This window comes from Capsulimonas corticalis, assembly GCF_003574315.2.
Lineage (GTDB): Bacteria > Armatimonadota > Armatimonadia > Armatimonadales > Capsulimonadaceae > Capsulimonas > Capsulimonas corticalis.
In genome coordinates this window covers 974,443-1,000,436 of sequence record NZ_AP025739.1, presented here as the reverse complement: position 1 = coordinate 1,000,436, position 25,994 = coordinate 974,443, and the positions used below count along the sequence as shown (strand labels likewise).

General features: G+C 63.1%; 19 protein-coding genes. 3 read left to right on the top strand and 16 right to left on the bottom strand.

Going from position 1 to position 25,994, the window contains the following annotated elements; all coding sequences use genetic code 11:
- Nucleotides 1-68: 68 nt before the first annotated feature.
- A complete protein-coding gene (locus D5261_RS04310) occupies nucleotides 69-212 on the bottom strand; it encodes a hypothetical protein (protein WP_301002417.1) in 144 nt (47 codons plus the stop codon).
- A gap of 253 nt (nucleotides 213-465) precedes the next feature.
- Between D5261_RS04310 and nagA the strand changes: the two genes are divergently transcribed.
- Nucleotides 466-1,632 (top strand): N-acetylglucosamine-6-phosphate deacetylase, encoded by a 1,167-nt coding sequence (nagA, locus tag D5261_RS04305; protein WP_119320848.1) that lies wholly within the window; start codon nucleotides 466-468, stop codon nucleotides 1,630-1,632.
- Between the two features lie 182 nt (nucleotides 1,633-1,814).
- Here the strand turns inward: nagA and D5261_RS04300 are convergent, their stop codons facing one another.
- The 6 genes from D5261_RS04300 to D5261_RS04275 form a co-directional block, all read right to left on the bottom strand.
- The gene (locus D5261_RS04300) at nucleotides 1,815-2,828 is read right to left on the bottom strand and encodes a formylglycine-generating enzyme family protein (RefSeq protein WP_218025557.1); all 1,014 of its coding nucleotides are present in this window, start codon (nucleotides 2,826-2,828) and stop codon (nucleotides 1,815-1,817) included.
- Nucleotides 2,829-2,831: 3 nt separating this feature from the next.
- On the bottom strand, nucleotides 2,832-4,907 hold the full coding sequence (locus D5261_RS04295) for an arylsulfatase (RefSeq protein WP_119320846.1): 2,076 nt from the start codon (nucleotides 4,905-4,907) through the stop codon (nucleotides 2,832-2,834).
- Between the two features lie 146 nt (nucleotides 4,908-5,053).
- Complete coding sequence (locus tag D5261_RS04290) at nucleotides 5,054-7,105, bottom strand: arylsulfatase (RefSeq protein ID WP_218025556.1); 2,052 nt, start codon at nucleotides 7,103-7,105, stop codon at nucleotides 5,054-5,056.
- Nucleotides 7,106-7,227: 122 nt separating this feature from the next.
- Nucleotides 7,228-7,983 carry a DUF1559 family PulG-like putative transporter gene (locus D5261_RS04285; RefSeq protein WP_119320845.1) on the bottom strand — a complete coding sequence of 252 codons (756 nt, stop codon included), beginning with the start codon at nucleotides 7,981-7,983 and terminating at the stop codon, nucleotides 7,228-7,230.
- A gap of 73 nt (nucleotides 7,984-8,056) precedes the next feature.
- On the bottom strand, nucleotides 8,057-9,103 hold the full coding sequence (locus D5261_RS04280; RefSeq protein WP_165864100.1) for a LacI family DNA-binding transcriptional regulator: 1,047 nt from the start codon (nucleotides 9,101-9,103) through the stop codon (nucleotides 8,057-8,059).
- Nucleotides 9,104-9,346: 243 nt separating this feature from the next.
- Nucleotides 9,347-10,762, bottom strand: a complete 1,416-nt coding sequence (locus D5261_RS04275; RefSeq protein ID WP_119320843.1) for a nitrilase-related carbon-nitrogen hydrolase — start codon at nucleotides 10,760-10,762, stop codon at nucleotides 9,347-9,349.
- A 116-nt stretch (nucleotides 10,763-10,878) separates the two neighbouring features.
- Between D5261_RS04275 and D5261_RS04270 the strand changes: the two genes are divergently transcribed.
- Entirely contained in the window at nucleotides 10,879-12,162 is a 1,284-nt protein-coding gene (locus D5261_RS04270; RefSeq protein ID WP_119320842.1) for an ArsB/NhaD family transporter, read from the top strand.
- Between the two features lie 11 nt (nucleotides 12,163-12,173).
- On the opposite strand, the gene D5261_RS04265 is transcribed toward D5261_RS04270, so the two are convergent.
- The 4 genes from D5261_RS04265 to D5261_RS04250 all read right to left on the bottom strand — a co-directional run bounded on the left by D5261_RS04265 (nucleotide 12,174) and on the right by D5261_RS04250 (nucleotide 18,257).
- Nucleotides 12,174-12,695: an inorganic diphosphatase gene (locus D5261_RS04265; protein ID WP_119320841.1), complete on the bottom strand. Its 522-nt coding sequence runs from the start codon at nucleotides 12,693-12,695 to the stop codon at nucleotides 12,174-12,176.
- Nucleotides 12,696-12,716: 21 nt separating this feature from the next.
- Nucleotides 12,717-16,154, bottom strand: coding sequence for a SpoIIE family protein phosphatase (locus tag D5261_RS04260; RefSeq protein ID WP_119320840.1), 3,438 nt, complete (start codon nucleotides 16,152-16,154; stop codon nucleotides 12,717-12,719).
- Between the two features lie 84 nt (nucleotides 16,155-16,238).
- The gene (locus D5261_RS04255; protein ID WP_119320839.1) at nucleotides 16,239-17,558 is read right to left on the bottom strand and encodes a PAS domain-containing protein; all 1,320 of its coding nucleotides are present in this window, start codon (nucleotides 17,556-17,558) and stop codon (nucleotides 16,239-16,241) included.
- A 111-nt stretch (nucleotides 17,559-17,669) separates the two neighbouring features.
- Nucleotides 17,670-18,257 (bottom strand): LOG family protein, encoded by a 588-nt coding sequence (locus D5261_RS04250; RefSeq protein ID WP_119320838.1) that lies wholly within the window; start codon nucleotides 18,255-18,257, stop codon nucleotides 17,670-17,672.
- Between the two features lie 196 nt (nucleotides 18,258-18,453).
- Between D5261_RS04250 and D5261_RS04245 the strand changes: the two genes are divergently transcribed.
- A complete protein-coding gene (locus D5261_RS04245) occupies nucleotides 18,454-20,151 on the top strand; it encodes a phospholipase D-like domain-containing protein (protein WP_165864099.1) in 1,698 nt (565 codons plus the stop codon).
- 18 nt (nucleotides 20,152-20,169) lie between these two features.
- On the opposite strand, the gene D5261_RS04240 is transcribed toward D5261_RS04245, so the two are convergent.
- Genes D5261_RS04240 through D5261_RS33355 form a run of 5 tightly spaced genes read right to left on the bottom strand, consistent with a single transcriptional unit; the run spans nucleotide 20,170 to nucleotide 25,902 of the window.
- Nucleotides 20,170-21,345 carry an XdhC family protein gene (locus D5261_RS04240; RefSeq protein ID WP_119320836.1) on the bottom strand — a complete coding sequence of 392 codons (1,176 nt, stop codon included), beginning with the start codon at nucleotides 21,343-21,345 and terminating at the stop codon, nucleotides 20,170-20,172.
- Nucleotides 21,346-21,374: 29 nt separating this feature from the next.
- Entirely contained in the window at nucleotides 21,375-21,995 is a 621-nt protein-coding gene (locus D5261_RS04235; protein WP_218025555.1) for a nucleotidyltransferase family protein, read from the bottom strand.
- Nucleotides 21,992-24,256 (bottom strand): xanthine dehydrogenase family protein molybdopterin-binding subunit, encoded by a 2,265-nt coding sequence (locus D5261_RS04230; RefSeq protein ID WP_218025554.1) that lies wholly within the window; start codon nucleotides 24,254-24,256, stop codon nucleotides 21,992-21,994. Before D5261_RS04230 ends, D5261_RS04235 begins: the two co-directional genes overlap by 4 nt.
- Before the next feature lie 46 nt (nucleotides 24,257-24,302).
- Entirely contained in the window at nucleotides 24,303-25,289 is a 987-nt protein-coding gene (locus tag D5261_RS04225; protein ID WP_119320834.1) for an FAD binding domain-containing protein, read from the bottom strand.
- Nucleotides 25,276-25,902 (bottom strand): (2Fe-2S)-binding protein, encoded by a 627-nt coding sequence (locus D5261_RS33355; protein WP_354673122.1) that lies wholly within the window; start codon nucleotides 25,900-25,902, stop codon nucleotides 25,276-25,278. The genes D5261_RS04225 and D5261_RS33355 overlap by 14 nt, the downstream gene beginning before the upstream one ends.
- Nucleotides 25,903-25,994 lie beyond the last annotated feature (92 nt).

The window sequence follows — 25,994 nt, the reverse complement described above, 5'->3', positions numbered from 1 at the left end:
GTTTTGCCGCCGGGGAGCGGCAAGCGCTCAAAAGATGGCGGCCAGGCGTAAAGATAGCGATACTCGCGTTAGCGAGAATTGTACTCCATCGTCACGCCGTTCGCTTCTTCGGTGCTGCGACAGATCTGCGGAAATAGAACCGCCGAGAGCAGCGCCAGAAGCGCAACGATCATCAGCAAATTGACAAGTGTAAATCCTTTGGTCCGTACCATGCTCATCCCCCATAGACTGTGTTGACTGTTTGGACGTATTGTCCGGCGAGCCTGTTCAAATTATGGTATTTTTGCTCCGCCACTGGAGAGGCGCTGAAGCATTTTTTTATACCATTACACATGGTTCAAGAGACCACCCGTCAAGGGGCGTATACAATCTGCCGCAGCGCTAGGACAAGTGGATATCGTAACATACCCATTGTCCCAGTATTTAGTGCAGGATTTCACAAAGATTTTCCAGAAATTTTAGTCCATGATTACAGTGACTGGCGAGATCGTGACCTTCGATGGAATTTTGTCGGATGGAGCCCTGACAATCGATGACGAAACGGGCCTGATTACGGACATCGGCTCGCGGCGAAACGCCGCCGGAGCGAGCGCGGATATCGATGCGAGCGGCTTCTGGGTGCTGCCGGGATTTATCGACATGCACGTCCACGGCGGCGGCGGCGCGGACTTCATGCATGGGACCGAAGCGGCGGCGCGGACGGCGGCGCGCACCCACGCGCGTTTTGGAACGACGGGCATGCTCGCCACGACCCTGACGGCCTCGCGCGCGGACACCGACGCCGCGATCCAGGCCGCGCGCCGCGTGATCGAATCGGGGCGCGGGGACGACGAGGTGCGCATTGTCGGCGTCCACCTCGAAGGCCCCTACATCTGCCCCGCCCGGCGCGGCGCTCAGCCCGAAGCGCATGTGCGGCTCCCCGATTTGGAAGAGTTTACGCACTGGGTGACGCTCGGCGGCGGCGCGATCCGCCAGATCACCCTCGCCCCCGAGATGGACGGCGCCGAAGTCGTGACCCGCGCGGCGCTGGCGTCGAATGTCGTCGTCTCCGCCGGTCACACCGACTCCCGCGCCGCCGACGTGGCGCGCGCCATCCCGTGGGGCGTGCGCCAGGGAACGCACCTGTTCAACGCCATGCGCGGCGTCCACCACCGTGAGCCCGGAACCGCCGGCGCGATTCTGACCTCCCCGGAGATCGTGGCCGAAGTCATCGCCGACGGCGTCCACCTCCACCCCGCGATCGTCCGTCTCACGGTCGCCGCCAAGGGCCTGGATGGCGTCGTGCTGATCACCGACGCCATGGAAGGCGCCGCGATGCCCGACGGCGTCTACCAGCTCGGCGGCTTCGACGTCCACGTCCAAAACGGCGAAGCCACCTTCGCCGACGGCACCCTCGCCGGCAGCGTCCTCACGATGGACCGGGCCTTCCAAAACGTCCAGAAGTTCGCCCAAATCGCCCCCTGGCAAGCCGCGCGCCTCGCCTCCGCGAACGCCGCCCGGCAATTGGGGATTTTGGATCGGGTTGGGACTTTGGAAATCGGCAAGCAGGGGGATTTGGTGGTGATCAACCCGGAGACGGGGCAGGTGGAGTGGACGGTGATTGGGGGACGGGTGGCTTATCGGCGGCAATAAGACCTGGGGCGTTGCCCAAAGTAGGATGCCCCCCGGCCCCCACAGGGGGTGCAAAACATGAGTTCGATAGCGTGTCAAAGAGATAATCTTCGTCACGTCTCCGACAATATGGTTTGCACCCCCTGTGGGGGTCGGGGGGCATCCTGCCTGGGACTTCTCTCTCTCGCTTTACCGGGAGACGACTATCTCCCCGAAACCACACACCGAAACCCCAGATTGCACGCTCCCGTCAGCACTTCCCCTTTGCCCCGACTCCCCGGCATGTAGCGCGAGCAGTATTGATCCGTGCACAGAAACGATCCGCCGCGCTGGACGCGCTTGGGGACGCCTGGTTCATCGGGATCGAGACTGGCGGCGGGACCCTTGGGATTCTTACGCGGGCTGCTGGCGTAGTAGTCGGGCCGGTACCAGTCGGCGCACCATTCCCAGACGTTTCCGGCCATGTCGTAGAGGCCAAAGCCGTTGGGTGGGAATTTGCCGACGGGGGATGTCGCCGCGTAGCCGTCTTCTTGAGTGTTGTGATTGGGGAAGTTGCCCTGAAAGGTGTTCGCCATGATCCGGCCGTGCGGCTGGAATGTGTCGCCCCAGACGTACGGCTTCTGATTCCGTCCTCCCCTCGCGGCGTACTCCCATTCGGCTTCCGTCGGCAGGCGCTTGCCGGCCCACTTTGCGTATGCGGCGGCGTCGGCCCAGCAGACTTGCACGACGGGGTGATCCATACGGCGCGCAATACTGCTGTGGGGGCCTTCGGGGTGCCGCCAGTTCGCGCCAGGGACGTAACGCCACCACTGGGCGGCGTCGTCCAGCGCGACGGGGCGGGGCGGCGGAGCGAATACGATGGCGCCGGGGACCAATTTGTCCGCCGGGACGCCGGGGAATAGTTTAGGATCCGGACGGCGCTCGGCGACCGTGACGTAATGCGTGGCGCTCACGAACTTCGCGAACTGGGCGTTGGTGACGAGATTGCGGTCGATGAAGAAGCCGTCCAGAGTGACTTTGTGCAGCGGCTGCGCGTCCGGAAACATCGCGTCGTTGCTGCCCATCGTGAACGCGCCCGCCGGGATCCACGCCATTCCTGGGGGCGCGGCGTACGACTTAGCGGCAGCTGCCGCCCCATATGGGGCGGCAGTCGCCAGCAGCGCACCGGCGAATGAGAGGATGCATGCGGCGAGATGGTTGCGGCGAGAGACGTTCATTATCTAATCCGCCTGCTCGGCTTCTAAGTCGATCGTGACCGAGGTAATGGTTCCGGGAAAGGCGTTGGATGCGCCGTACGGCCCGACCCGTCCGCCCCGATCCGAGCCGATATCCAGGCCATCGACCGGCATGAGCGGCAGTGCGCTGGGCGCTTTTCCCGTAACGGGCGGCTGACTGTCGAGCGTGAGGCTGAGAGCGCCGTTCGGAGCCACATGCGCGGTGGAGGCGTGCGCGCCGGAGACGGTTTGGGGCGTGTCGATGCGGGTGATCTGGCCGTTCTCCCGCACCAGAAACGCCAGCTTCCCATCCTGAAGGAAGAGTGCGTACCCTTGGGCCGCTCCGCCCTGCGCCGCGAGGACGCCGTTTGTTCCCGTGACGGCAAACTTGGCGGCGAGCGTGAAGCCGCGACCGGCGACGGCGGGAGCGTGCGACTGGTCAAGGTGGGCGCCGCTTTGGAGCGTGAAGTGCGTTTCCGTGCTCAGGACGCCGTTCTCTGGATTCAAAGGCAGCACGTTGGCGCGCGCGGCCCATTGATTCCATTGCGCCGTGAGGAGTTTCACGCGCTCCGGCTGCGCGCCGGCGAGATCGCGCTGCTCGGTGCGGTCGCTTGTGATGTTGTAAAGCCGCCAGGGCTGGACGCTGACAGCGACGAGCTTCCATGGGGGCGACAGAACGGCGCGGTTGCCTTCGTGCTCCCAGAAGATCGGCTGTGTGCGATGGATCTTCTGGCCCGCGAACGCCGGGCGCAGGCTGACGCCTTCCATCGGCGTGATCGCATGCCCCTGAAACGTCTTGGGATATGCGGCGCCGGCGACGTCCAGACAGGTCCCCATGATATCGATGATATGTCCCGGCTGCGGCTCCAAACGGCCGTCGCGCGCCTTCGGAATGCCCTGCGGCCAGTGCGCGATCAGCGGCGTGGCGATGCCGCCTTCATCCGTGTAGTGCTTGTAGCGTACGAAAGGCGTGTTGTTGAGTGTCGCCCAGCATTGGCCGACAAACACGGTGGACTTTGGCCCGCCAGGATCGGCGCCCTCCAATCGACCTTGTATTCCACTCTCCGCGTTGCCGCCATTATCGCTCATAAACAAAATGAGCGTGTTGTCCAGCTCTCCGCGCTGCTTCAGGCCGGCCACCAATCGGCCGACGCTCTGGTCCATATGCTCCACCACGGCGGCGTAGATCGCCATGATGTGATCGTAGCGTTCCTTTTGCTGCGGCGTCAGGCTGTCCCAGGCGGGCACTCCCGGCAGGCGCGGCGACAGCGGCCAGGATTTGTCGATCAGCCCCATCTGGATCTGACGACGATATCGCGCCTCGCGCAGTTTGTCCCAGCCCGCCATATACTTGCCGCGCCAGCGCGCGATATCGGCGGCGGGCGCCTGGAGCGGGAAGTGGGGCGCGTTGTGCGCCAGATAGAGGAAGAAGGGCTTGTGCGCCGCCTTCGCTTCGTCGATGAATTTCAGGCCATAGTCGGTCCACAGGTCCGTCGAATACCACTGCTGGGGCAGCGGTCCGCCGGTGCGTCCGATGCTTTTTCCATTCAAAAAGAGCGATCCGCCGCCCGGCGTGTCCGGAAAGTAGAAGCCGCCCGCCGCGCTGGTCATCGTGCGGTCGAAGCCGCGCCCCCAGGGCGTCACGCCGTAGTTTTGCCCGACGTGCCATTTGCCGGTCATCGCGGTGAAGTAGCCCGCGCCATGCAGCGCCTCGGCGATGGTGACGCATTTGTCGTTGAGGCGGCCGCTGTATCCCGGCAGCGGATTGCCGTTCGCGTCATCTTGTTCGTCGGTCATATGGCCGACGCCCGCCTCATGGGAATACAGCCCTGTCAGCAGCGCCGCCCGCGACGGGCAGCAGCGCGCCGTATTATGAAACTGCGTAAATCGCACGCCTTCCTGAGCGAGCTTGTCCAGATTGGGCGTGTGGATCTCGCCGCCGTAACAGCCGATATCGGAGTACCCCATGTCATCCACAAGGATGACGACGATATTCGGCGGCTTCGGCGCGGCCGCATGGGAGGGGGCGCCGAGGGTGGTGAGCAGGGCGCAAAGCGCCGCGAGGCGCCAGTGAGTGTGCATCTGATGGGACCTTTGTGGGATGATGTTGTTGTGTATTTTTTGTGTGGCGCTGGCGGTTAAACGCCCAATGGGCGCCGGCGGTTTCAACCGCCGGCAAATCTTGTGCATGGGTTGATCGCCAGATCTCGTATTCTCGCAAAACGGGCCTACTTGCCCGCCGTGACCTTCACGTTCTCGACCTTGCCTTTGAGCGTATTCGGCGCCGTGTAGTCGCCGACCGCGCTTTGCGTGTCTTCGCCGATGCTCAGGCCGTCTTTTGGCTGGGCGGCGATCACGCCGGGGGCGGCGCCGCGCGCGGGCGGGCCGCCGTTGATGGAGAGCGTCATGGCGCCGGTCGTCTCTAAGCGAGCTTCGAGAGAGAATTTGTCTTTGGGCGGATCGGCTACGGCAGCGGTGTAAAGCTTGCCGGCTTCACGGACGCCGAAGATCAGTTTGCCGCCCTGCAAATATAACGCGTAGCCGCGCTGGTCGCCGCCCTGGGCGAGGATGACGCCGTCGGCGCCCTGCGGCGTGACGTCGCAGCGGATGTCGATCGGCTGGCCGGCGATTTGCGGGGAGGGGTTGGCGATGACCTGGCAGCGCACGGCCCAGTCTTCCCAGGCGGCGCTCATCGTCTGGACGCGCTTGGGATCGCCCGCCGACAGATCGTTCATCTCCGCCGGGTCCTTATGCAGATCGTAGAGTTCCCATGGCTTGCCCGCCAGAGCGACCAGCTTCCAGTCGCCTTCGCGCACCATGCGGTTGCCTTCGTGTTCGATGCAGAGCGTGCGCGGGGGCAGCTTGCCTCCGGAGAAGGCCGGGACGAGGCTGTCGCCCTCCATGGGCAGAATGGCCACGCCGTTTCGTTCTTTGGGATACTCGGCGCCGCAGAGGGTGAGCAGCGTCGGCATGAAGTCGGTGATGTACCCGAGCTGATCCGTCGTCGCGCCGGGTTTGGTCTTCAATCCTCCGGGCCAGTGGACGATCATCGGCGTTCGGATTCCGCCTTCCTGCGTGTAGTGCTTGTAGAGACGCCAGGGAGTGTTGCTGGCGTTAGCCCAGCCGCTGCCGTAGCTGATGTAACTGTCCGGACCGCCGACGGTCTTCAGGGCGTCGCCGGTGTGCAGAATATTCTTCGGCGAGTCGAGCTGGTCGAAGCCGTAGGGATCCCACTCGGCGCAGGCGCCGTTGTCGCTCAGGAAGAAGATCAGGGTGTTGTTCCACTGGCCTGTTTCTTTGAGATGGGCCACGACGCGGCCGATGTTGCGGTCCATGATATCGATCGTCGCCGCATAAACCGCCATGCGCCGGGCGAGGTCGGCGCGCCGGTCGGCGGGCAGCGAATCCCACGCCGGATTCTGCTTGTCGGCCCAGCCGGTCTGGCGGTTGATGAAGTTGGCCGGAACGACACTGCGCGGGGTGAGCGGCAGGTCGGCGGGGACCAGTCCCAGGGCTTTCTCACGCGCGAGACGCTCCTCTCGAATGGCGTCCCAGCCCTTGGTCCGATACATCGTCTCGTACTTGTCGATCGTTTCCTCGGGGGCGCCCAGCGGGAAGTGCGCCGCGTTGAACGCGAGGTACATCATCCAGGGACCGCCGGTTTTTTGCCCTTCGTCCATGAAGTCCAGCGCGTAATCGCCAAAGACGTTGGTGGAGTAAAACTCGCCGGGCTGGTAAACGCGCTTGGGATGATCGGCGGGCAGACGCGTGTAAAATGGATCTTCTTTCCAGTAGGTGTTGAAGCCGCCGAGCATCCCGTAGAACTCATCGAAACCGCGCGAGACCGGGGTGTGCTGTTCGCCTAAATGCCACTTGCCGACCATGTAGGTGTGATAGCCGGCGGGTTTCAGGACTTCCGCGAGGGTGACGCAGCGATCGTTGAGCGGCGTCCCCAGCACCGGCACGCCGGCTTCATGCGGATGCAGGCCGGTGAGCAGCGACGCGCGCGAGGGGCTGCACCGCGCGGAGTTATAGAACTGCTTGAACCGCAGGCCGTCGCCCGCCAGAGCGTCAAGGTTGGGCGTCTGAATCTCGCCGCCATAGCAGCCGATGTCCGACCAGCCGACGTCGTCCGCCAGAATAATCAGGACATTGGGCCGCTGTGGCTGCGATTTCCCGGCGGGCGGCGCTCCGTGCGCGCACCCCGAAAGGCCGATCAGGGCGATCCACCCGAGCGCTGCGGACCTTGTTTTCCACCGGATTCTTGTGTTCGATATCACGAATACTTTCCTTGCTTTGCGGATTGCGTAACTTCACGGACGCATGGCGCCGTGAGAATCGGAAGGCCGCGCGTCGCACGAAGTCGGCCTTCATGGTGACGCGCGGCGCTCGGTTTTGTTCGTTAGTCCTTCAAATGGAGCGTCGGATCACTTCCCGATTGGGAGAACGGCGTCAAGCCGTTCCAGATACGGGCGCTGATCTGAGCGGTGGAGTTTTTGATCCACCGGGCGTGACCGTCCACGAAGCCGTAATTGGCGCCGTCGGTATGGCGAAGGCCGCCGCCGCCCAGATTGGTCGCGAGGCCGGGACTGGGGCAGACGGGCTGGTAGCGGTTCAGGCCGGTGGCGGAGGCGTCGCCCGCGCCGTTGCAGCCGTTAGTGCGGAAGCGCGCCGTTGAGTTCGCGATGATTGTTCCGTTGAACGCGCCGCCCTCGCCGATCATGATCGTCAGCGACGGGTTATTGCAGAGCGGGTAGGTCTGATCTCCATCGCCGGCGTTTTTGTTCATCCAGTAGTCCGTATACCCAGCGTTCTGCGCGACATCGTTGGCGGGAAACGGCTCGCTCGGGCACTGAAAGATCGGACGGCTCTTGATGTAAGGCTGAATGGCGTCCGCCCAGCCGACCGCAAGGCCCGGGGGAGGAGGACTGACGGTGCTGACGACCGAGAGCGGGAATCGTTCATCGAAGTCCTGAATATATTGCAGAAAACCCAGCCCGATTTGCTTCTCATTGGAAAGGCACGTGGTCTGCCGCGCCTTCTCGCGCGCTTTGGCGAACACGGGAAAGAGTATCGCTGCGAGAATCGCTATAATGGCGATGACGACGAGCAATTCAATCAAAGTAAATGCGGCGGAACGGTATTTGTGATGCTTCATGAAGGATACTCCTAAATTTTACAGTAAAATAATCACGGGAAAGAACAATACCGGTGATTGGTCGGATGGTTTTTTACCGCTCGGAGGGAACCGTCACGGAAGATCGTGGAATGAGTTCGACCGGGAGAATCCGGCTAGCTTCGCCGGTCGAATCGCCTTTTTCGAGCGCTAAAACGGCGTCGACCGCCGCTCGCCCGATTTCTTCAAATGGAATATCGATGCTGGTCAGACCTTGATAATCCGCCTGCAAGATATTATCTACTCCAATAATGGACAGGTCTCGCGGAATGCGCAGACCGCGATCTTCGGCAAATTGCCACAGCGCCAGAGCCAGCAGGTCGTTGGCGCATACGAACGCCGTGGCGCCGGTCGCCAGGGCCGCTTCGACGATGGGGAGCGTCACATCGTCCACGGCGCCGTTGGCGTTATGGAACCGCTGGATCTGGCCCCAGGTTTCGGCGTGGATGACGCAATCCCAGCAGTCCGGGCCAAACTGCTCCTGCATGGCGGCGCGGAAGCCTTTCAGGCGTTCCTGCGCCTCCAGATTCCATTGCGGCCCGGCGATATGGGCGATGCGCTTGTGCCCATGGTTCGCCAGATGCATGACCGCCTGGCGTATGCCCCCGGCGTTGTCCGCCACCACACGGGCGGCGCCGGGCGCGGGAGCGACGCTGTAGCATTCGACGGACGGCACTTTGTTTTCCGTCAGCGCCGTCGTGATCTCGGGACGATTGCTGCCGACAAAGATAAATCCGTCGCACCGGCGATCCAGAAACTGCGCCTCCGTGCCGGGTTTTACCCAGTCCGGCTCCGCGCGCAGAAAGATCGTCAGATCGTGATCCAGCTCGCGGGCGCGGTCGTACATCCCCAGAAAGGTGGGATAGCCAATGGGGCCATCCGGCCGATGCGAATGCAGAAAGACCACGCCGATGGCGTTCGTTCGGACATGCCGATTTTGCGTCGAAGTCCGGACCGGAACATAATTCAGGTCACGCGCCGCCTGAAGAACCCGCTCCCGCGTCTGCTCCACGACGATATCCGTCCGTCCGCGAAGTACGTTCGAGACGGTCATCGGCGAAACGCCGGCGGCCTGGGCCACCTGTCTGATGGAAGCGCGCAACAAGAACTCCATTTGCCTGCAATCAGCAATTTTACTGTAAAACCAAAACCTGAACAATTATAGGACCCCATGGTCCTTTTGTCAAGCAGACGATTTAACAGTCAATGGAAGGCAGGCGAAAAGTTGCTCTTGTGTCTTACTTCGTGAAAGTTATGAATTACCATAGACTTACTGGTGAATAGTACCCGGAACAGAAACCAGAGTCAAGATGTCTTCGGATAATTTTTATACAAATGCGGCCAGTCATGATTTTATTTGCTGGCTGGCGCTGTTTTTTCGCGAAAACGAACGGATCAAAAACGCCGCGCTTCCCGCCAGGCAAAGGTACGCCAGCCAGTCGCCCCAGCGTGTGAACGGCGTCCCGCCGCCGTCGCCCATCGCGACGTTGCGGACCAGGATGTCGGGGGCGTAGAGCGGGGAAAGGCCGATCATTCGTCCATACGCATCCACCACTTGCGAATGGCCGTTGGAATCGGAGCGCACGAAGGGGACATGGTTTTCGACGGCGCGAAACGGCAGGAAAGCGACATGGAGATCGTGCAGGACGCCGCGCGGCGTCGGCGGGTCGTAGTTCGGCATGGCGATGAGCTGCGCGCCGGAAGCGGCGACGGCGCGCGTGATGTTGGTGTAGCAGCTATCGAAACAGACTTCCATTCCGATACGGCCCAGCGGGGAGGCGTAAGACGTGGGACGGCCGCCGACCGTGACGCTTTCGCTTTCGCCCAGGTAAAGATGAACTTTGTGGTGCGCGCCGAGCAGCTTCCCTTCGGGCGAGACAAGGCCGGCGCAGTTGTACGGCTTCGGACGATGCGCGTCGGAGTAGCCGACGGCGAGAAACGCGCCTGTCTGGCGCGCGAGGGCGGTGGTTCCGTCGCGCGGGTTATCCGGGTTAAAGCCCGACCCCAGACACTCCTCGGACCAGACGATCAGCTTCGCGCCCTGCGCGGCGGCCGCGCGAGTCATCTTTTCACGGTCGATCTCCACGTTCGGCGGCGGGGGCGGAGCCAGATCACCCGTCTCATCGCCGGAGAAATCCTGTATGGCCGCCACGCGCAGCGACGGCCCGGCTTTCTCGGCGCGCAGCGTCCACCAGCCAAACGCCATCGCGGCGGCGATTGACGCGGCGGCGATCGCCAGGGGCTTCGTGCGGCCCGATCGGCGCAGTACGGCGTCGGCTATCGCGGCGTTCGTGAGCCAGAGAAGAAGCGAGACGCCCCAGATGCCCGTGAGCGACGCGATTTGTATCAGCGTGATCTGTTTGTACTGGGAAATCGCCAGGTGGATCGGGATCGGAAGGAGCGTCGTCAGCCATTCGCCCGAGACGCCCAGGCAGGCGACTAAGACAACCCAGCGCATTCCCTCCCATCGCTTCCGTGCGGCGGCCGACGCCGTCGCCGTGACGACGAACAGCATCGTCAGCCAGAGGAACGGAATATAAGCCCACATCAGCCGCGACGTATCCTGGTTCCAGCCCGCATGCAGCGCTCCGCACGTCACGCCCGCGACAACTCCGAGACCCGCCGCCTCCAGCGGCCGCCGCCCATGCGCGGCCACGAGCAGCGGGGCCAGCGCGAACCAGGCAATCCATTCCCAATCATATGGCGGGAGCGCGGCGGCGAAGAGCCCGCCGGATAGTAAAGCACAAAGCAGCGGGATCATCGTTGGTCTCCAATGGACAAGGTAATGACATTGTAGCAGAGGAGCGTGGATCGCGCATAGGTCGAAAGACCTAGAGCGGGGGCTTCGCGTCGCCCAGAACCGGGTAAAATCCCGCCATGCATCTTGTTCTGACCCTCGGCGTCTTTCTCCTCACCCTGACGCTGATCCTCCTGCGCCCGCGCGGGATGAATGAGGCGTGGGCGACCGGGATGGGCGGAGCGGCGATGCTGCTGCTGGGACTGGAGACGCCAGGGCAGGCGTGGCGAACGGTGGCGCAAGGCGCGGACGTGCTGGCGTTTCTTTTGGCGCTGATGGCGCTTTCGGCGCTGATCGATCTTTCGGGATTCTTCGCCTGGGCGGCGCTGCACGCGGCGCGAATGGCGCGGGGCGACGGCGGGGTGTTGTACCGCAATGTCTTTATCCTGGGCGCCGTCGTCACGATGCTGCTTTCGCTCGACACCACCGCCGTGATTCTCACGCCGATCGTGCTCTCGTTTGTCGGGCGACTCAAGCTGAGCGCCCGCCCGTTCTTGATCGCCTGCGCCTTTGTCGCCAACACCGGGTCGCTGCTGCTGCCGGTGAGCAACCTCACGAACCTTCTCTTTGTCGGCGCATTTCACTGGAGCTTCGGCGCGTTTGTATTACGGATGGCGCTGCCGCAGATCGCCGCGCTCGCCGCCAATTACGCGCTGTTCCGCCGGCTCTTTCGCCGGGAGATTCCCAAGGAATATGCGCTCGAAGGACTGCCGCGCCCGTCCGAAGCGATTTCCGATCCTTCCTACTTCCGCGCCGCGCTGTTTGTGCTCGCCGGCGTGCTGATCGGATACTTCATCGGCGCTTTGGCCGGCATTCTTCCGTATGTGATCGCCTTCGCCGGGTGCCTTGTCTTGATCGTCTGGGGCAAATGGCGACGGCGTGTGTCGCTGCGCCGGCTTTCGATGCATATCTCCTGGTCTCTGTTTCCGTTTGTCGTAGGACTTTTCGTCGTCGTGCGCGGTGTGGAGAATCTGGGCTTGCCCGCGCTGCCCGCGCTGGCCGCGCGGGGGCTTGCGGCGGCGGGCGGCGCTTCGGCGGCGCAGATCGGCGTGACGGCGTTCGGGGCGGGGATGGGAAGCAACGTCGTGAACAATATTCCCATGGCGCTGCTCGCGATCTCCTCGCTGCGCGCCGCGCACGCCGGCCCCGCCGCCCAGTACGGCGCGCTCCTCGGCTGCAATCTGGGGCCGAACCTCACGGTGGCGGGCTCGCTCGCCACCATGCTCGTCATCTCCAACGCCCGCAAGCGCGGCGAGGACATCGGCGCCGCCGACTTCTTCCAGGTGGGGTCGATCGCGACGCCGATAATTCTTCTCGCCGCCGCTTTGGGCCTCTGGGCGGCGCTAAGGGTGTTTTTGGGCTAGATGATCTCGGATCAGGCTTCCGCGCGGTACTCCGGGAGGAGGCATTCATGGATTTCTTCCATGGCGGCCTTGGCGTCTTCCCAGTCTCCGACCTCGACTTCGCGGCCTTCCAGTTCGGTGTAGGTGGCGAAGAAGTGGCGGATTTCCAGGAGTCGGTGGGAGGGGATGTCGTCGATGTCGAAGGTCTCGGCGTAGAGCGGGTCGGCGACGGCGACGCAGAGGACTTTGTCGTCGCGCTCGCCTTCCTGGCGCAGGCGAAGGATGCCGATGGGGCGGACGCGCATGATGCAGCCGGGGAAGGTGGGCTGGTCGATCAGCACGACCACGTCCAGCGCGTCGCCGTCCTCGGCGATCGTGCCGGGGATGAAGCCGTATTCGGCCGGGTAGGCGACCGACTGGTAAAGGACGCGCGACAGGGCGACTCCGCCCATCTCTTCATCCCATTCGTATTTATTTTTGCTCCCGCGAGGGATCTCGATGAGCGCGTTGACGCTGTTCCCCTGAAGGTGGGGCTTCATTTCCGACTTGATCATTTTCGCACTCCTGTGTCGATATTAATGCGTCGTGCTCCGCGCGACCAGGACCAGCAGGCAGATGTCGTCTCGCTGGCGACCCTGCGCGTGTTTCTCCACCCCGGCGATGATCTGCTGTGCGATGGCGACCGCGCCGGCGTCGGACGGCGTCGCGTTGAGCAGTTCAATGATACCCCGTGTGTTGAGCAGATCCTGACGAGTGGGACCGGCTTCGGAGATTCCGTCCGTGTAAAGAACGAGCGCGTCGCCCGCATGGAGGCGCGCGGTTTGCTCCTGGTACACCGCCGTCTCCGAAACGCCGAGCGGCGGCGCGGGCGAAGTGAGCCGCTCGGTAACCCCGGTTTCGGCGCGGCGCGCCAGCGCCGGTTCGTGTCCGCAGGAGACATAGGTGAGAACGCCCGTGTTAGCGTCGTAAAGCCCGACGAAGAGGGTGACAAATCCCGAGAGCAGCTCGCGCGTCGTCAGCGTCTCGTTCAGATCGGTAATCGCCTCCACGAGGCTTTGCTTGCCGTAGAGAACGCAGCGCAGCATATTGCGCACCGTCGCGACCTGGGCGGCGGCGGCCAGGCCCTTGCCGGAGACATCCCCGATCACCACCGCGTGCGTATGCTCGTCGATGGCGAACAGATCGTAGAAATCCCCGCCGATCCGCGATTCTTGAAGCGCGGCCTTGTAATAAGAACCGACGTCCAAGCCATAAACGTTCTGCGGGATCGAGGGCTGCAGGGCTTCCTGAAGCGTGGCGGCGATCGTATGCTCGCGCTGATTGATGCGCGCGGACTCCACGGCGAGGCGCACCTGAGTCGCTGCGGTCTCGACGATGCTGACCTCGTCACGCGTCCAGACGCGCTCACGGGAGCTCATGGCCACCGTCAGAAAGGCGGTCAGGCGCGTATCGTCGAAGAACGGGACGCTGATGAAGGCCTTCGTGCCGGCCGACTGAAACGCCGCCGCTGTCGTCGGAGTGAGACCGGCCTGGCGTACGTCGTTAATCGTGATGGTCGAATACTGCCGATAGATCTCGTCCAGCACAAATTTGTGCGCGGAAAGGGAATACTCGCCGGCGATGGAGGGAATCCCGCCGGCGCGCCAGTCCTGCCCGGTGCGGATCACATCGTGCGCGGAATCGACGAAACTCAGGAACGCGCGATCGACGCCGAGCCCCTGGCCCAGCGTTTCCAGAGTCTTTTCCTGCACGACATCGGGATCTGTGGAGACGCGCGCCGCCTGGCCGATCTGGTTGAGCAGGACTTCGCGGGCGTAGGAAGCTTCGAGCTGTTCCTGCGCGCGCTTGCGCTCGGTGATATCGACGAACGCGCCGACGCCGCCCGTCACGCGGCCCGCGCCGTCGTGAAACGGGGTGGCGTAACCCAGCAGGTTGAACACGGCGCCGTCCGCGCGGACGATATCGAACTCGACGTCGCGAACCGTGTTGTTTTGCCGCATGGCGTTTTGCATGGGCAGGTCTTCCCCAGGAATCTCCACGCCCTGATGCAGCATTTTATATCCGGTGGGGCGCTCCTCAAGCGGAGCCGTCAGTGATGCGTTTTGGTCGACGGGAATCGCGAGGATCTCGGACAAGACCTTGTTGACGTTAATAACCTGGCATTCCGGGTCGAAGGAGACGCCAATGGGGATGGGAATCACGTCAAATAAAGTCTCGAACTGCGTGACACGGCGTCGCAGCTCGTCATTCAGCCGCAGAATCTCCGCTTCGGCGCGCCGCCGTTCCTTGAGCTCGTCCTGGGCGGCGCGGTTCAGGCGGGCGTTTTCCACCGCGAACCATGTCCGCTCCGCGACTTCCTCCAGCAGCGCGATCTCCCGCGCCGTCCATTCGCGCGGCGCGGCCGAGAGCACGGACAATGTGCTGACGGGCACGCCGTCCTTCATCATCGGAATGGTGATATATGCGTGGATGCCGATTTGCGTGAAGACCTTGCCATAGTCGCCGGGGGTGATCGGCGAGGTCGTCACATCCGGATTCACGCTCGTTTCTCCCGACATCAGAGCCGCGAGAGGCCCCGGCCCGAAGCGGGACAGCGGAAACTCTCCGGTGGCGCCGACCGAATAGCCGTCCCGATAATCGCGGTAGCCGTACACCAGATCGCGGGCGACATCGATCTCCGCATAAGTGCACCGGGCGACTTTTAGGTGCCTGCCGACGGCATTGACCACCTGCCACAGCAGCTCCTCCGGATCGCCGGGATGGCGGCGGAGGCGGTCGATCAGGTCGGCCATAAACGCCTGCTCTTCGTTCGCCCGTTTCTGTTCGTGAATGTCCGTGGACGTGCCGAACCAGCGGGTAATGGCGCCTTTGCTGTCAACGAGCGGCGAGCCATGAACGAGGAACCAGCGGTACTGCCCGTCGGCGCCGCGCAGGCGGTATTCCGTGCGAAACGGGGACAAGGTGTGAGCGGCGGCGGCCCACGCGGCGTCCAGCGCCGGCAGGTCCTCCGGATGAATAAAGGCGGCCACTTCTTGCGCCTGGGAAGCGTCCTGGAAATGATGCCCGGTATAGTCCGTCCACCGATGATTCAAGTACTGCATGACGCCGCCTGGGTCGGTCATCCAGACGATATGGGGGATCGTTTCGGCCAGCAGCCGGTACTGCAACTCGCTCTGCCGCAGCGCCTCGCCGATCTTGGCGCGGTCGGTGATGTCGTTGACTACCGCGACGAAGCCGAGCACATCGCCCAGCGCGTCGACTTCCGGCACGTAGACGACGTGCAGCGTCCGCAGGGCGCCGTCCAGCGCGCGCCATTGGCGCTCATAGGAGACGTATTCTCCGCGCAGCGCCGCCTGGAGATGCTCCCGCAGGCGATCGTAAAGCGCCGGCTCGACCACTTCGCTGACGGCAAGCCCGTAGATATCCTGCGGCCGTTTGCCAAACCATCCGGCGTAGCTCGTGTTGGAGAAAAGATAGCGTTCGTCTCGATCGATATAGGCGATCAGAGTCGGCGCGGCGTCGATGATATGGTGCAATTGATGGACGCGCGCCCAGAGCTGCTCCACGGCTTCTTGATCCTGCGCGGCTTCGCGGATGGTAACCACGAGTTCGTTCGGGGGCGAGCCGTCCGAAGGCAAGATCGGGCTGAAGGTAAAGGCGAGCTCCACGGGGCCTGCAGGCGTTTCTAAAATCGCCATCTCATGCACGGTCTGTCGGGAGGCGAAGGCGTGACCGCAGCTTTCTTCGATCATCGCGACCAGATTGGGAGGAAGTCCGAGCTCCGCGCCGGTTTTGCCGATGATCTCACCAGGATCGCATTTCAGCGCCGCCGCGCCGGCGGCGTTGGCGAAGAGATGCCGCCCCTGCCGGTTGACGACGAAGATTTGATCGGTGAGCGCGGAAAGAATGGCGTGGAGGGGATAGGAAGCAGCCTGGGAATGAGGGACGGAACCGCCTGGAGACCTGGCGCCTCCTCCGTCCGCTGTCTTTCCCGAAAACTCTTCTGGATTCATTTGACTGTTTATTCCATGGTTCGAGCGGAATTCGCACGGACTTCACGCCGGGCCGCCGGCTTTCGATTTTTGAGCGCGTGGGAGCTATCCCGCAAGCCATCTCGCGCCGGGGCGGATCCGGTCCTGCTCCATCACGATCGTGGTTCCGGTGGATCCCGTTAGCAGCCAGAGGCGATCCACCGACGCAAGCATCAATTTGAACCCCTGGCCCAGCGTTCCGGCCGTCGTGTATCCCTTTTCCAGCGTGGCGCGCGGCAGATGCTCGACCGCAATTCCCTGGCCCTGATCGACGACCCATACCTGCACGCGGTCGTCGTTCCGGCAGACCCGGCCCAATCCATCGCCGGCGTGGACGATCGCGTTCATCGCCGCCTCGCTGGCCGCCGTCGCCAGATTGTCGCCGCGGTCGTCGCCGAAGCCCGACACGCGCACGGCTTCCTTGACCCCATCGCGCAGCCGCCGCATGCCGCTCGCCGGCAGCAGAGGAATCCAGTCGCCCGATCCGCCGATCGGGTCGGGCAGCTCCGCCGATGTTTCGCACAGACGCAAGCGGCCATCGGTGACGCTCGCCAGCACATCCCGCACAAAAGCGCGCTGGCGCCCGGCGGCTTCCTGCTGCTGCGCCTTCAAAAGCAATTGCTGCGATACATCCCGGAAGTACACGCCCAGACCCTCCGAGGTGGGATAAGCGTGCACTTCGAACCATTTATTCAGCGGAGAATAAAACTCGGTAAACTCGACTGCGATGTTTTTGCCCATCGCGCGATGGTACTGCTTATAAAAATCACTTCCCACCGCCGCTGGAAACTCATCCCAAACGTTCTTTCCCAGAAGATCCGCGCGCCGGCGCTGGAGCAGCGGCTCGGTCTGCGGATTCAAATAGGTGAAGCGCCATTTGCGATCCAGCCCAAAGAAAGCGTCGCTGATGGATTCCAGAATGGTCGTGACGCTCTCCTGCGCCTGGCGCCGGCGCAGCTCGCTCGCCTGGAGCGCGCGCTCCGTTTCCCTCTGAGCCGTGATGTCGCGCGCGGTCAGCACGACGTACTCCAAACGGCCGGCCTCATCCAGAACCGGAGCGCCGCCGTAATTGATCCAGCGCTGAAGGCCGGTGTCGGTGCGCCGGACATCGATCACGCAATCCGTGAAACGTTCTCCGGCGAGGGCGCGGGCCAGCGGCCATTCGTCCACGGGGATAAAGCGCCCGTCCGTGCTCCAGAACTCAAACGTATCCGGAAACTCTCGCAGATGCCGTCTTGCCTCCGCGACACTCGGAAAGCCATGCAAACGAAGCGACACCGGGTTCATATCGAGGATATTCCCGGCGGCGTCGCCAACCATCAATCCTTCCGTCATGCTCGAGATGACGGCGTCGGCGATATCTGCGCGATTGAACGGCGTAGCCAAAGAAAAAAGGGCCTTCCTGCAAATTGAAAGAGCGTAAGAAATTGACTGCTAAGATGTTACCCATGTCATCCAGAATTCTGAACTCGACGATGAGATGGTTTGCCCATGGATTTATTCCGCGCCGGGTTTACGGTCGATCCACTTGTCATAATGCCCGGGCGGGTTCGCCGCGAGGAGATCGAGCAGACGGGCCGGATCGGCGTCCGTCAGCAGCATGGCGCGATGCTTGGCGTGCAGGAAACGCTCCGCAACGGCGTGGTCCAGGAGCGCGAGCAGGGGATCGAAATAGCGGGCGATATTGAGCAGGCCCGAAGGCTTGAGATGCGTTCCAATCTGGCTCCAGGTGAGCATCTCGAACATCTCATCCAGCGTGCCGTATCCGCCGGGCAAGGAGATAAAGGCGTCGGACATCTCCGCCATCATCACTTTGCGCTCATGCAGCGTGCCGACGGTATGGAGCTCCGTCAGCCCTTTGTGCGCGATCTCCTTGGCGACCAGCGAGTGAGGAATGACGCCGACCACACGCCCGCCCTCCGCCAGCGCGGCGTCCGCGACCGCGCCCATCAGCCCCACATCCGCGCCGCCATAAACCAGCGTCTGCCCACGCCGCGCCAGCAGCCGCCCAAGCGCCGTCGCCGCCTGCCGGTACTCCGGCCGCGCTCCTTCATTGGATCCGCAGAAAACACAAATGCTGTTCATGGTCGTCTTTAGCCGTACAAAGATCTCTCATTTATTATAGGACATATTGACGGAGATTCGCGCCTCTCGGTTATGAGAGATTGGCATACTTATTGCTGACGCTGGCTACGATGCTGCAAGTAAAGGGAACGGCTAATCTGCACTATCCTGACAAACAGATTCCGATATTCTTCTGGTCTCAATGGAGGAGACGCAAATGCCCAAGGCAATCGCTCTCGCGAACAATAGTGTCGCGCAAATCGTTTGGCGGTATGAGAACAAGATCCCGCAATGCCTGGGATTTTCCGTTCAGCGCAAGCAAGGAGACGGGATATGGGTGACTCTGCCGGCTTGGGTGGGATTCGAAGGCGATAGCAACCCGGCTTGGACCCAGCACTCAACTGACGAATGGCCGGTTCAAAAGTTCGAGTGGCGCGACTTGACCGCCGCGCGCGGCTTCTCCTACACTTACCGCGTTGTCCCGATGGTTGGGGAGCCCGGCGCACTGACGCCTGCGGAAGATCAAGCGGTTGAAACCAATCTCGTAACCCTGACGCCGCTTCGCGGCAGCTTTCGAACCTACTTTAACCTCGGTATCCTTTCGACACAATCCCTCGCCCATGCTTTGCCCGCCGGACCCAGCGGAGCGCCTAACTTCGCCGTGCTGAAAGACCGTATCGATCAGCCCGGCAGCCCGCTGCGCATTTCTCTGGCTGGGCAGATCATCGAAGGATTGGAGTTATTGCTCAAGCGCGCCGCAGATGAGGGCGGCTCATGCTTCGCCGCTCTTTATGAACTCAACGACACCGAGCTGCTGGCGATGCTTCTGGATGAACCCAATCTGCATCTGATCCTCTCCGATACCGCGCCGAACGATGCGACTAATCGAGGAGCGCGACAAGATCTGCACGCAAAAGAAGGCATCGATATCATCGATCGCTTCGTGCCGAGCGGACATATCGGTCACAATAAGTTCGTAATCTATATCGATAAGGATGGGAAGCCACAGGCTGTATTGCTTGGCAGCACCAACTGGACAGACACCGGCCTTTGCGCTCAGTCGAACAATGCGCTTGTCGTCGAAAATAGCGATCTTGCCGCAGCTTACTTCGATTATTGGAACCGTCTCAAAGCAGACACTCTCGACAATAACGCTCGCCAGAGCCCGGAGTTTCGAAACAGCAATGCACAGCCTGGAGTCCGTGACCTGCCGATTGACGGCGGTTTCGCCACACTGTGGTTTTCGCCGAATACGCCGCGTGCGCGAGCGTCGCGCCCTGGAGACGATGAAGCAACGCCGCCGGATTTGGATGAAGTGTTTCACCTGATGTCTCTGGCGAAACACGCCATTTTGTTTCTTGAGTTTCAGCCGGGAACGCCCAGTGTGGTAGGGTTTGCCGCGACGTGTTTGAACAATAACCCCCAGCTATTCGTGCGCGGCGCTGTGACCGATCCTAAGGCGGTCGGCGATTTTACCACCACGCTCACGCATCGTGGCGGCGACGACGTCCGGGTGGCCGCCGCAAGCGCGATCAACGATCAGTTCGCCTTCTGGCAGCAGGAATTATTGAAGTCAGGACCGGAAGCCCACGCGATCATACACAGTAAGATCGTCGTGATCGATCCGATGTCGCCGGAGTGCGTGGTAGTGACAGGCAGTCATAACCATGGCTTCCGAGCATCTTACAACAACGATGAGAACCTCCTGATTGTCCGTGGGCATCAGGAGCTGGCGCGAGCATATGCGGTCAATATCCTTGATGTCTACGATCACTATCGCTTCCGTTTTATTATCGACAAGTTCGGGACAAATGCGTTCTCGGGTCTCAAACGGATTGATAAATGGCAGGATCGCTACTTTAACCCGGACGATCCTTCCGTCAAAGACGACGAGTTGTGGTTTCCGAAGCCATAATCGTCGATGATGGCGCGCCTATCTGGCGCAAGCATGATCTTGTCCGGCGGGCCGGTTGGCAACCAATAATTCGCCTTTCGTCTCAAAGGAGTGGATCGGTTCGCGCCGGTCGCGCAGGGCTCCGCCCGCGCGGTCGGACATCGCGGCTTGGATTTCGGCGATGATGGAGAGGGCGATCTCTTCGGGCGTTTCGGAGCCGATGTCCAGTCCCGCCGGGCTGTGAAAGCGGTCTTGCTGCCGTGATGTCAGCGCGAGGCGCGCGTCCAGCAGATCGCCGGAAACGCGCGCAGCGCGTTTCCGCGATCCCAGCAGCCCGACATATCGCGCGGGCGAGGGGAGCAGATGCGTGAGCAGCGCTAAATCCCATTCGTAGTTGTGCGTCATCACCACGGCGGCGGTCCGCGCATCGATGGTTACGGCGTTCAGAAGATTGAGGCGTGGCGCGGTGACGAGGGCTGCGTCGGGGACGGTTTCCGGGTCGATCGTATCCGCGCGCGTGTCGGCGATGGTGACGCGCCATCCCATCTGCGCGGCGAGGCGCGCGAGCGGAATGGACCCCGGCGCGGCGCCGCAGATTACCAGCGCCACCGGCGGCTCGATCGGCTCGATCAAAATCTCCTGAACGCCCTTCGGCGTTTCATGGACGCAGGTGCGCCGTACGCCGTCCTTCATGGCCTCCCATGCGTTGTACTGGATCGCCAATACGAGTTCGGGGTCGTCGATATCGCTGGAGATCACCCCATCCGAATCGACGGTGACGCGCGCGCCGATGGTCTCGCTCCACTCGCCGCCGGCTTGAAAGACCGTCGCCATCGCGCCTGACTTCCGCGCGTCCATACAGTGCGCGATATAGTCCAGAGCCCGCGCGGCGCGGTCGATCGGCTCGATCAGAATCCCAATCGCCCCATCGCATCCCGCTTCAAAGATCAGATCTCCGTTCGAGCCGCGCGCGTCGTATCGCACAAACTGCGAAACTCCCGTCGCTATGACTTGCTTCGCCCGCTCCACGACATCGGCCTCCAGGCATCCGCCGCTGATCGCGCCGACGCGCGATCCATCGTCACGCACCAGCATTCGCGCGCCGGGACGACGATAAGCGCTGCCTTCAGTCTTGACGACCGTGGCGAGCGCGGCCGGCGCCGCGACGCGGGTGATGTCGCGATATGCGGAGAGGATAGATTGTAGTTCTTTCATGGTTTTGTTTGGGAATAGGGACCGCCCCGCTACCCCGCCGCCATCCGGTACAGCACTTCCACGTCTTCGGGCGTATCGATATCCACCGATCCCCCTTCGAACGCCACGCTGGCCGCGCGGCTGCGGTACTGCTGAATCAATTGTTTGGCGCCGCCCGCGCCATCTAACGCCAGAAGTTCCGGGAAGAGTGTTTCGGCGAAGAGGGCGGGAACGCCGAGGGTTCCGTCGTACTCGGATGCGACGATGGGCGCGAGTGTTTCTTCAAATTGGAAGACGAGTTCGCGCAAAAACTCCGGGCTGATGAGGGGCTGGTCGGCGAGCAGGATGATCGCGCCGTCGAGATGGTTCAGGTCGGTCAGGGGCTGCACGCCGGCGGCGATGCTGCTTCCCATGCCGGATTCCCAATCTTCGTTTTCGACGGCCCAGACGGGCAGGCCCGCGAGCTCGGCGCGCAGGGCGCCCGCGTTCGCGCCGAGGACGGCGATGATAGGACGGCAGCCGCTGGCGGCGGCGGTTTCGGCGGCGTGGCGCAGGAGCGTGCGTCCCTGGTAGGGGACGAGCTGCTTGGGCTCGCCGAGGCGCGACGAACCGCCGGCCGCGAGGATCACGACGCCGATAGATGCTTCCATGGGTGGGTTGATGTTTTTCAAATCAGTTTATCCAGTGTGATCGGAAGGTCACGCACGCGGACGCCCGTGGCGTGATAGACGGCGTTGCCGATGGCGGCGACGACACCCGTGATGCCGATTTCGCCGACGCCCCTTGCCCCGATAGGGTTGAAGATCGTATCCGGCTGATTGATAAATTCGATGTCGATCTCCGGGATATCGGCGTTGATCGGGACATGGTATTCGGCCAGGTCGCGGTTGACGATCCGCCCGGTGCGCGGATCGGGAACGGTCTGCTCCATCAGCGCCATGCCGACGCCGTAGACCACGCCGCCGATGAGCTGGCTGCGCGCGGTTTTGGCGTTCAAGATGCGCCCGACATCATAGGCGCCGACGACCCGGTTCAGGCGAACCTCGCACAGGTCCGGATCGACGAGCGCCTCCACGAATACGGCGCCGAAGGAGTGCATGGCGTACTGGTCCTTCTCCGCGCCGGGCTTGCTTTGCGATTTGACCTCGATCTTGGGCAGCTTCTGGCGGGCGATCAGCTCGGCGTATGTCTCGCCCTTGTTCGGCTGGCTCTTGACGAACATCATGCCGTTTTTTACGTCGATGTCGGACGCCGTGAGACCGTGCAGCGGCGACGCTGGGTCGGCGATCGCGATCTGGATCGCCTGGTCGCGCGTGTCCATTCCCGCCTGTTTCACCGCCGAGCCGGTGCTGGCGGCTGTCTGGGAGCCGCCGGAGACCGGTGTTTCCGGCATCTCGGTGTCGCCCAGCTCGAAGCGGACGCGCTCCGGGGGCAGGCCCAGCGCGTCGGCGGCGATCTGGGTCATGATTGTGTAGGTTCCTGTGCCGATGTCCTGCGTGCCGGCCTGGACATACGCCGTTCCGTCGGGCAGCAGACGGGCCAGGGCGGACGCGGCGCTGCGGCGCGCGGGATAGGTGGCGGTCGCCATTCCCAGGCCGAGCAGCCGGCCGTCCGGCGCGCGCATCGAGCGCGGTTCCGGCGTTCGGCGGCTCCAGGCAAATTTGTCCGCGCCCACTTGATAACACTCGCGCAGGGACTTGCTCGACCAGGGCTTCTTGCTTTCGGGATCGGCTTCGGCGTAGTTGCGCAGGCGCAATTGGATCGGGTCCATCTTCAGCGCGTAGGCCAGTTCGTCCATCGCCGTCTCGACGGCGTAGGTGCCTGAGGACTCGCCGGGCGCGCGCATGTAGGTCGGCGTGCCGTAGTTCAAGCGGATCAGGCGATGCGATGTCTCCTGCGCCGGGCTTTCGTACAGAATCCGCGTCGCGGCGGCGGTCGGCTCCACGAACTCATCGAACGTGGAGGTCTGAGACCAGCTTGCGTGGCGCGAGGCGGTAATCGCGCCGTCGGACTTCGCCGCGAGCATCAGATGCTGCTCTGTTTGCGGGCGATAGCCGACCATGCCGAACATCTGCGCCCGCGTGAGCGAGAGCTTGACCGGCCGCTGGATCGTTTTCGCCGCGAGCGCGGCGAGGGGAATGTGCGACCACACGGACCCTTTGCTGCCGAAGCCGCCGCCGACGAAGTAGGAGACGCAGCGGACATTGGTTTTGGGCAGGCCGAAGATATGCGACAGCACGCTTTGGACGCCGAACACGCCCTGGGTGGCGTCATACACCGTCAGATGGTCGTCGCCGTCCCAAACCGCCGTCGTCGCGTGCGGCTCCATGGGATTGTGGTTCTCCATCGGAGTGGTGTATGTTTGCTCGACGCTCTTGCTCGCGTCGCGCTTTCCCGCATGGAGATCGCCGCGCTGGGTGTCGGCCGGCTCCTGGTTCGCCGACTTGGGCTGATACGCGTTTGTTTTCTCGCGTTTCATGTCTAGAAGAGGCTTCTCTTCGGCGTACTCCACCTGAACCAGCGCCGCCGCGTGCATGGCCTGCTCCAGCGTCTCCGCGATCGCGAGACCGATGGGCTGGTTGTTGTAGCTGACGCTGTCGTTTTGCAGCACGTTCAGCTTGCGGTTTTGCGGGCTGCCAGATTCCCCGCCCGGGCCGGCGCTCGGATCGTGCGGCAGGCGCGGGGCGTTCATGGGCGTCAGGATCTTGATGACGCCCGGCGCGGCGTCGGCCGCGCTCGTGTCCATCTTCGCAATGCGCCCTTTGGCGATCGTGCTGGTGATGATGACGGCGTGCGCCAGGTTTGGAAGCGGAAACTCGGCGGCGTACTTCGCGCCGCCGGTGACCTTAAGGCGCCCGTCCACGCGGTCCATCGGCTTGCCGACAGAGGCGGTGTCCATCGGAGCGCCGGCCGCGTTCGTGGTGTCGTTCATGAATCGATCCTTCCAAAATCTTAACAAACTCCCGCCGGGACGTTCGTCAGACCGTCTTCTGCGCGGTCATCGTGAGCGTCCGGACGAGCGTGCGTTTCGCGAGCTCCACTTTAAACGCATTGTCTTTGTGCGGCTTCGCCCCGCGCAGCGCCGCCTCGGCGGCGGCTCGGTAGGCGTCGGGACCGGGCGCCTTGCCGATCAGCGCCTTTTCGGCGTCGTGCGAACGCCAGGGCTTGGTTCCGACGCCGCCGAGCGCCACGCGCGCGTCGTGGATTGCGCCGCCCTGGATATCCAGAGCCACGGCGGCCGACGCCAGCGCGAAGGCGTAGGAGGCCCGGTCGCGCACCTTGCGGTAATGCGAGCGCGCGGCGAAGGGCATGGCGGGCAGCTCAACGGCGGTGATCAATTCGCCCGGCGCCAGCACATTCTCCCGCTCCGGGTGATCGCCGGGAACAAGATAGAAGTCATTGATGGGAATACGACGCTCGCCGCCGGCGCCGCGCGCCAAGATCACGGCGTCCAGCGCGGTCAGGGCAACGCACATATCCGAGGGATGCGTGGCGATGCAGTGTCTGCTCGTCCCCAAGACGGCGTGGATTCGGTGATAGCCGTCGATCGCCGAGCAGCCCGAGCCCGGCTCGCGCTTGTTGCAGGGCGTGGTGACATCCCGGAAGTAGTAGCAGCGCGTGCGCTGGAGTAAATTCCCCCCGGTGGTCGCCATGTTGCGTAATTGCGGCGACGCGCCGGAGAGCAGAGCCTCGCTCAGCACGGGATAGCGGGTCATGATCAGCTCGCTGTGGGCCAGATCGCTGTTGCGGACCATCGCGCCGATACTCACGCCGCCGCCGGGCAACTCCGTGATTTTCGTCAATGGGAGAGGCGTGATATCGATGAGCTGGGACGGCGTCTGCACGTCCAGCTTCATCAAATCGATCAGGGTCGTTCCGCCGGCCAGAAACATGGCGCCGGGCTGGCCCACGGCGCCGATCGCCGCCTGTTCGTCGCTCGCCTGCCGGTAGCTAAACGGGTGCATTCGTGTTCGCCTTTCGTACGTCCTGAATGGCGGCGACGATATTGGGATACGCGCCGCAGCGGCAGATATTGCCGCTCATGTTTTCGCGCACGTCGGCGTCTTCCGGGCCGACCGGCTCGGTGAGAAGCCCGACGGCGCTCATGATCTGCCCCGGCGTGCAGTAGCCGCACTGGAAGCCGTCATGCGAGAGGAACGCCTGCTGCATCGGGTGCAGCGTTTCGCCCTGCGCCAGCCCCTCAATGGTCGTGATCGCTTTCCCCTGCTGCGCGACCGCGAGGGACAAGCACGAAAGCACGCGCCGTCCATCCGCCAGCACCGTGCAGGCGCCGCACTGGCCGTGGTCACAGCCTTTCTTAGATCCCGTCATGCCGATCCGTTCGCGCAGGGCGTCCAGCAGCGTCGCGCGTGGATCGATGGCGAGATCGTGCGCCGCGCCGTTCACATTGAGCGTGATCGGCATCGTGTCGCCGCCTGCGGAAGCCGGAGCGGTCGCCATCGGCTTCGCGCCGATCTTCGCCGCTTCCGGCTCCGCCTGCGCGGCGCGCGCGCCGAGAGTCAGGGCGAACGCGGTCGCGAGCGTGGCGGCGATGAAGTCGCGCCGTGTGAGCGTCATTCGGGAAGCCTGCGCCGGGACGATCTGTTCTCTGAGGGGCGGCGCGATCGACCGCAGCGCCTCCACAAGCTCCTCGGCTCTGGGCGGCACGC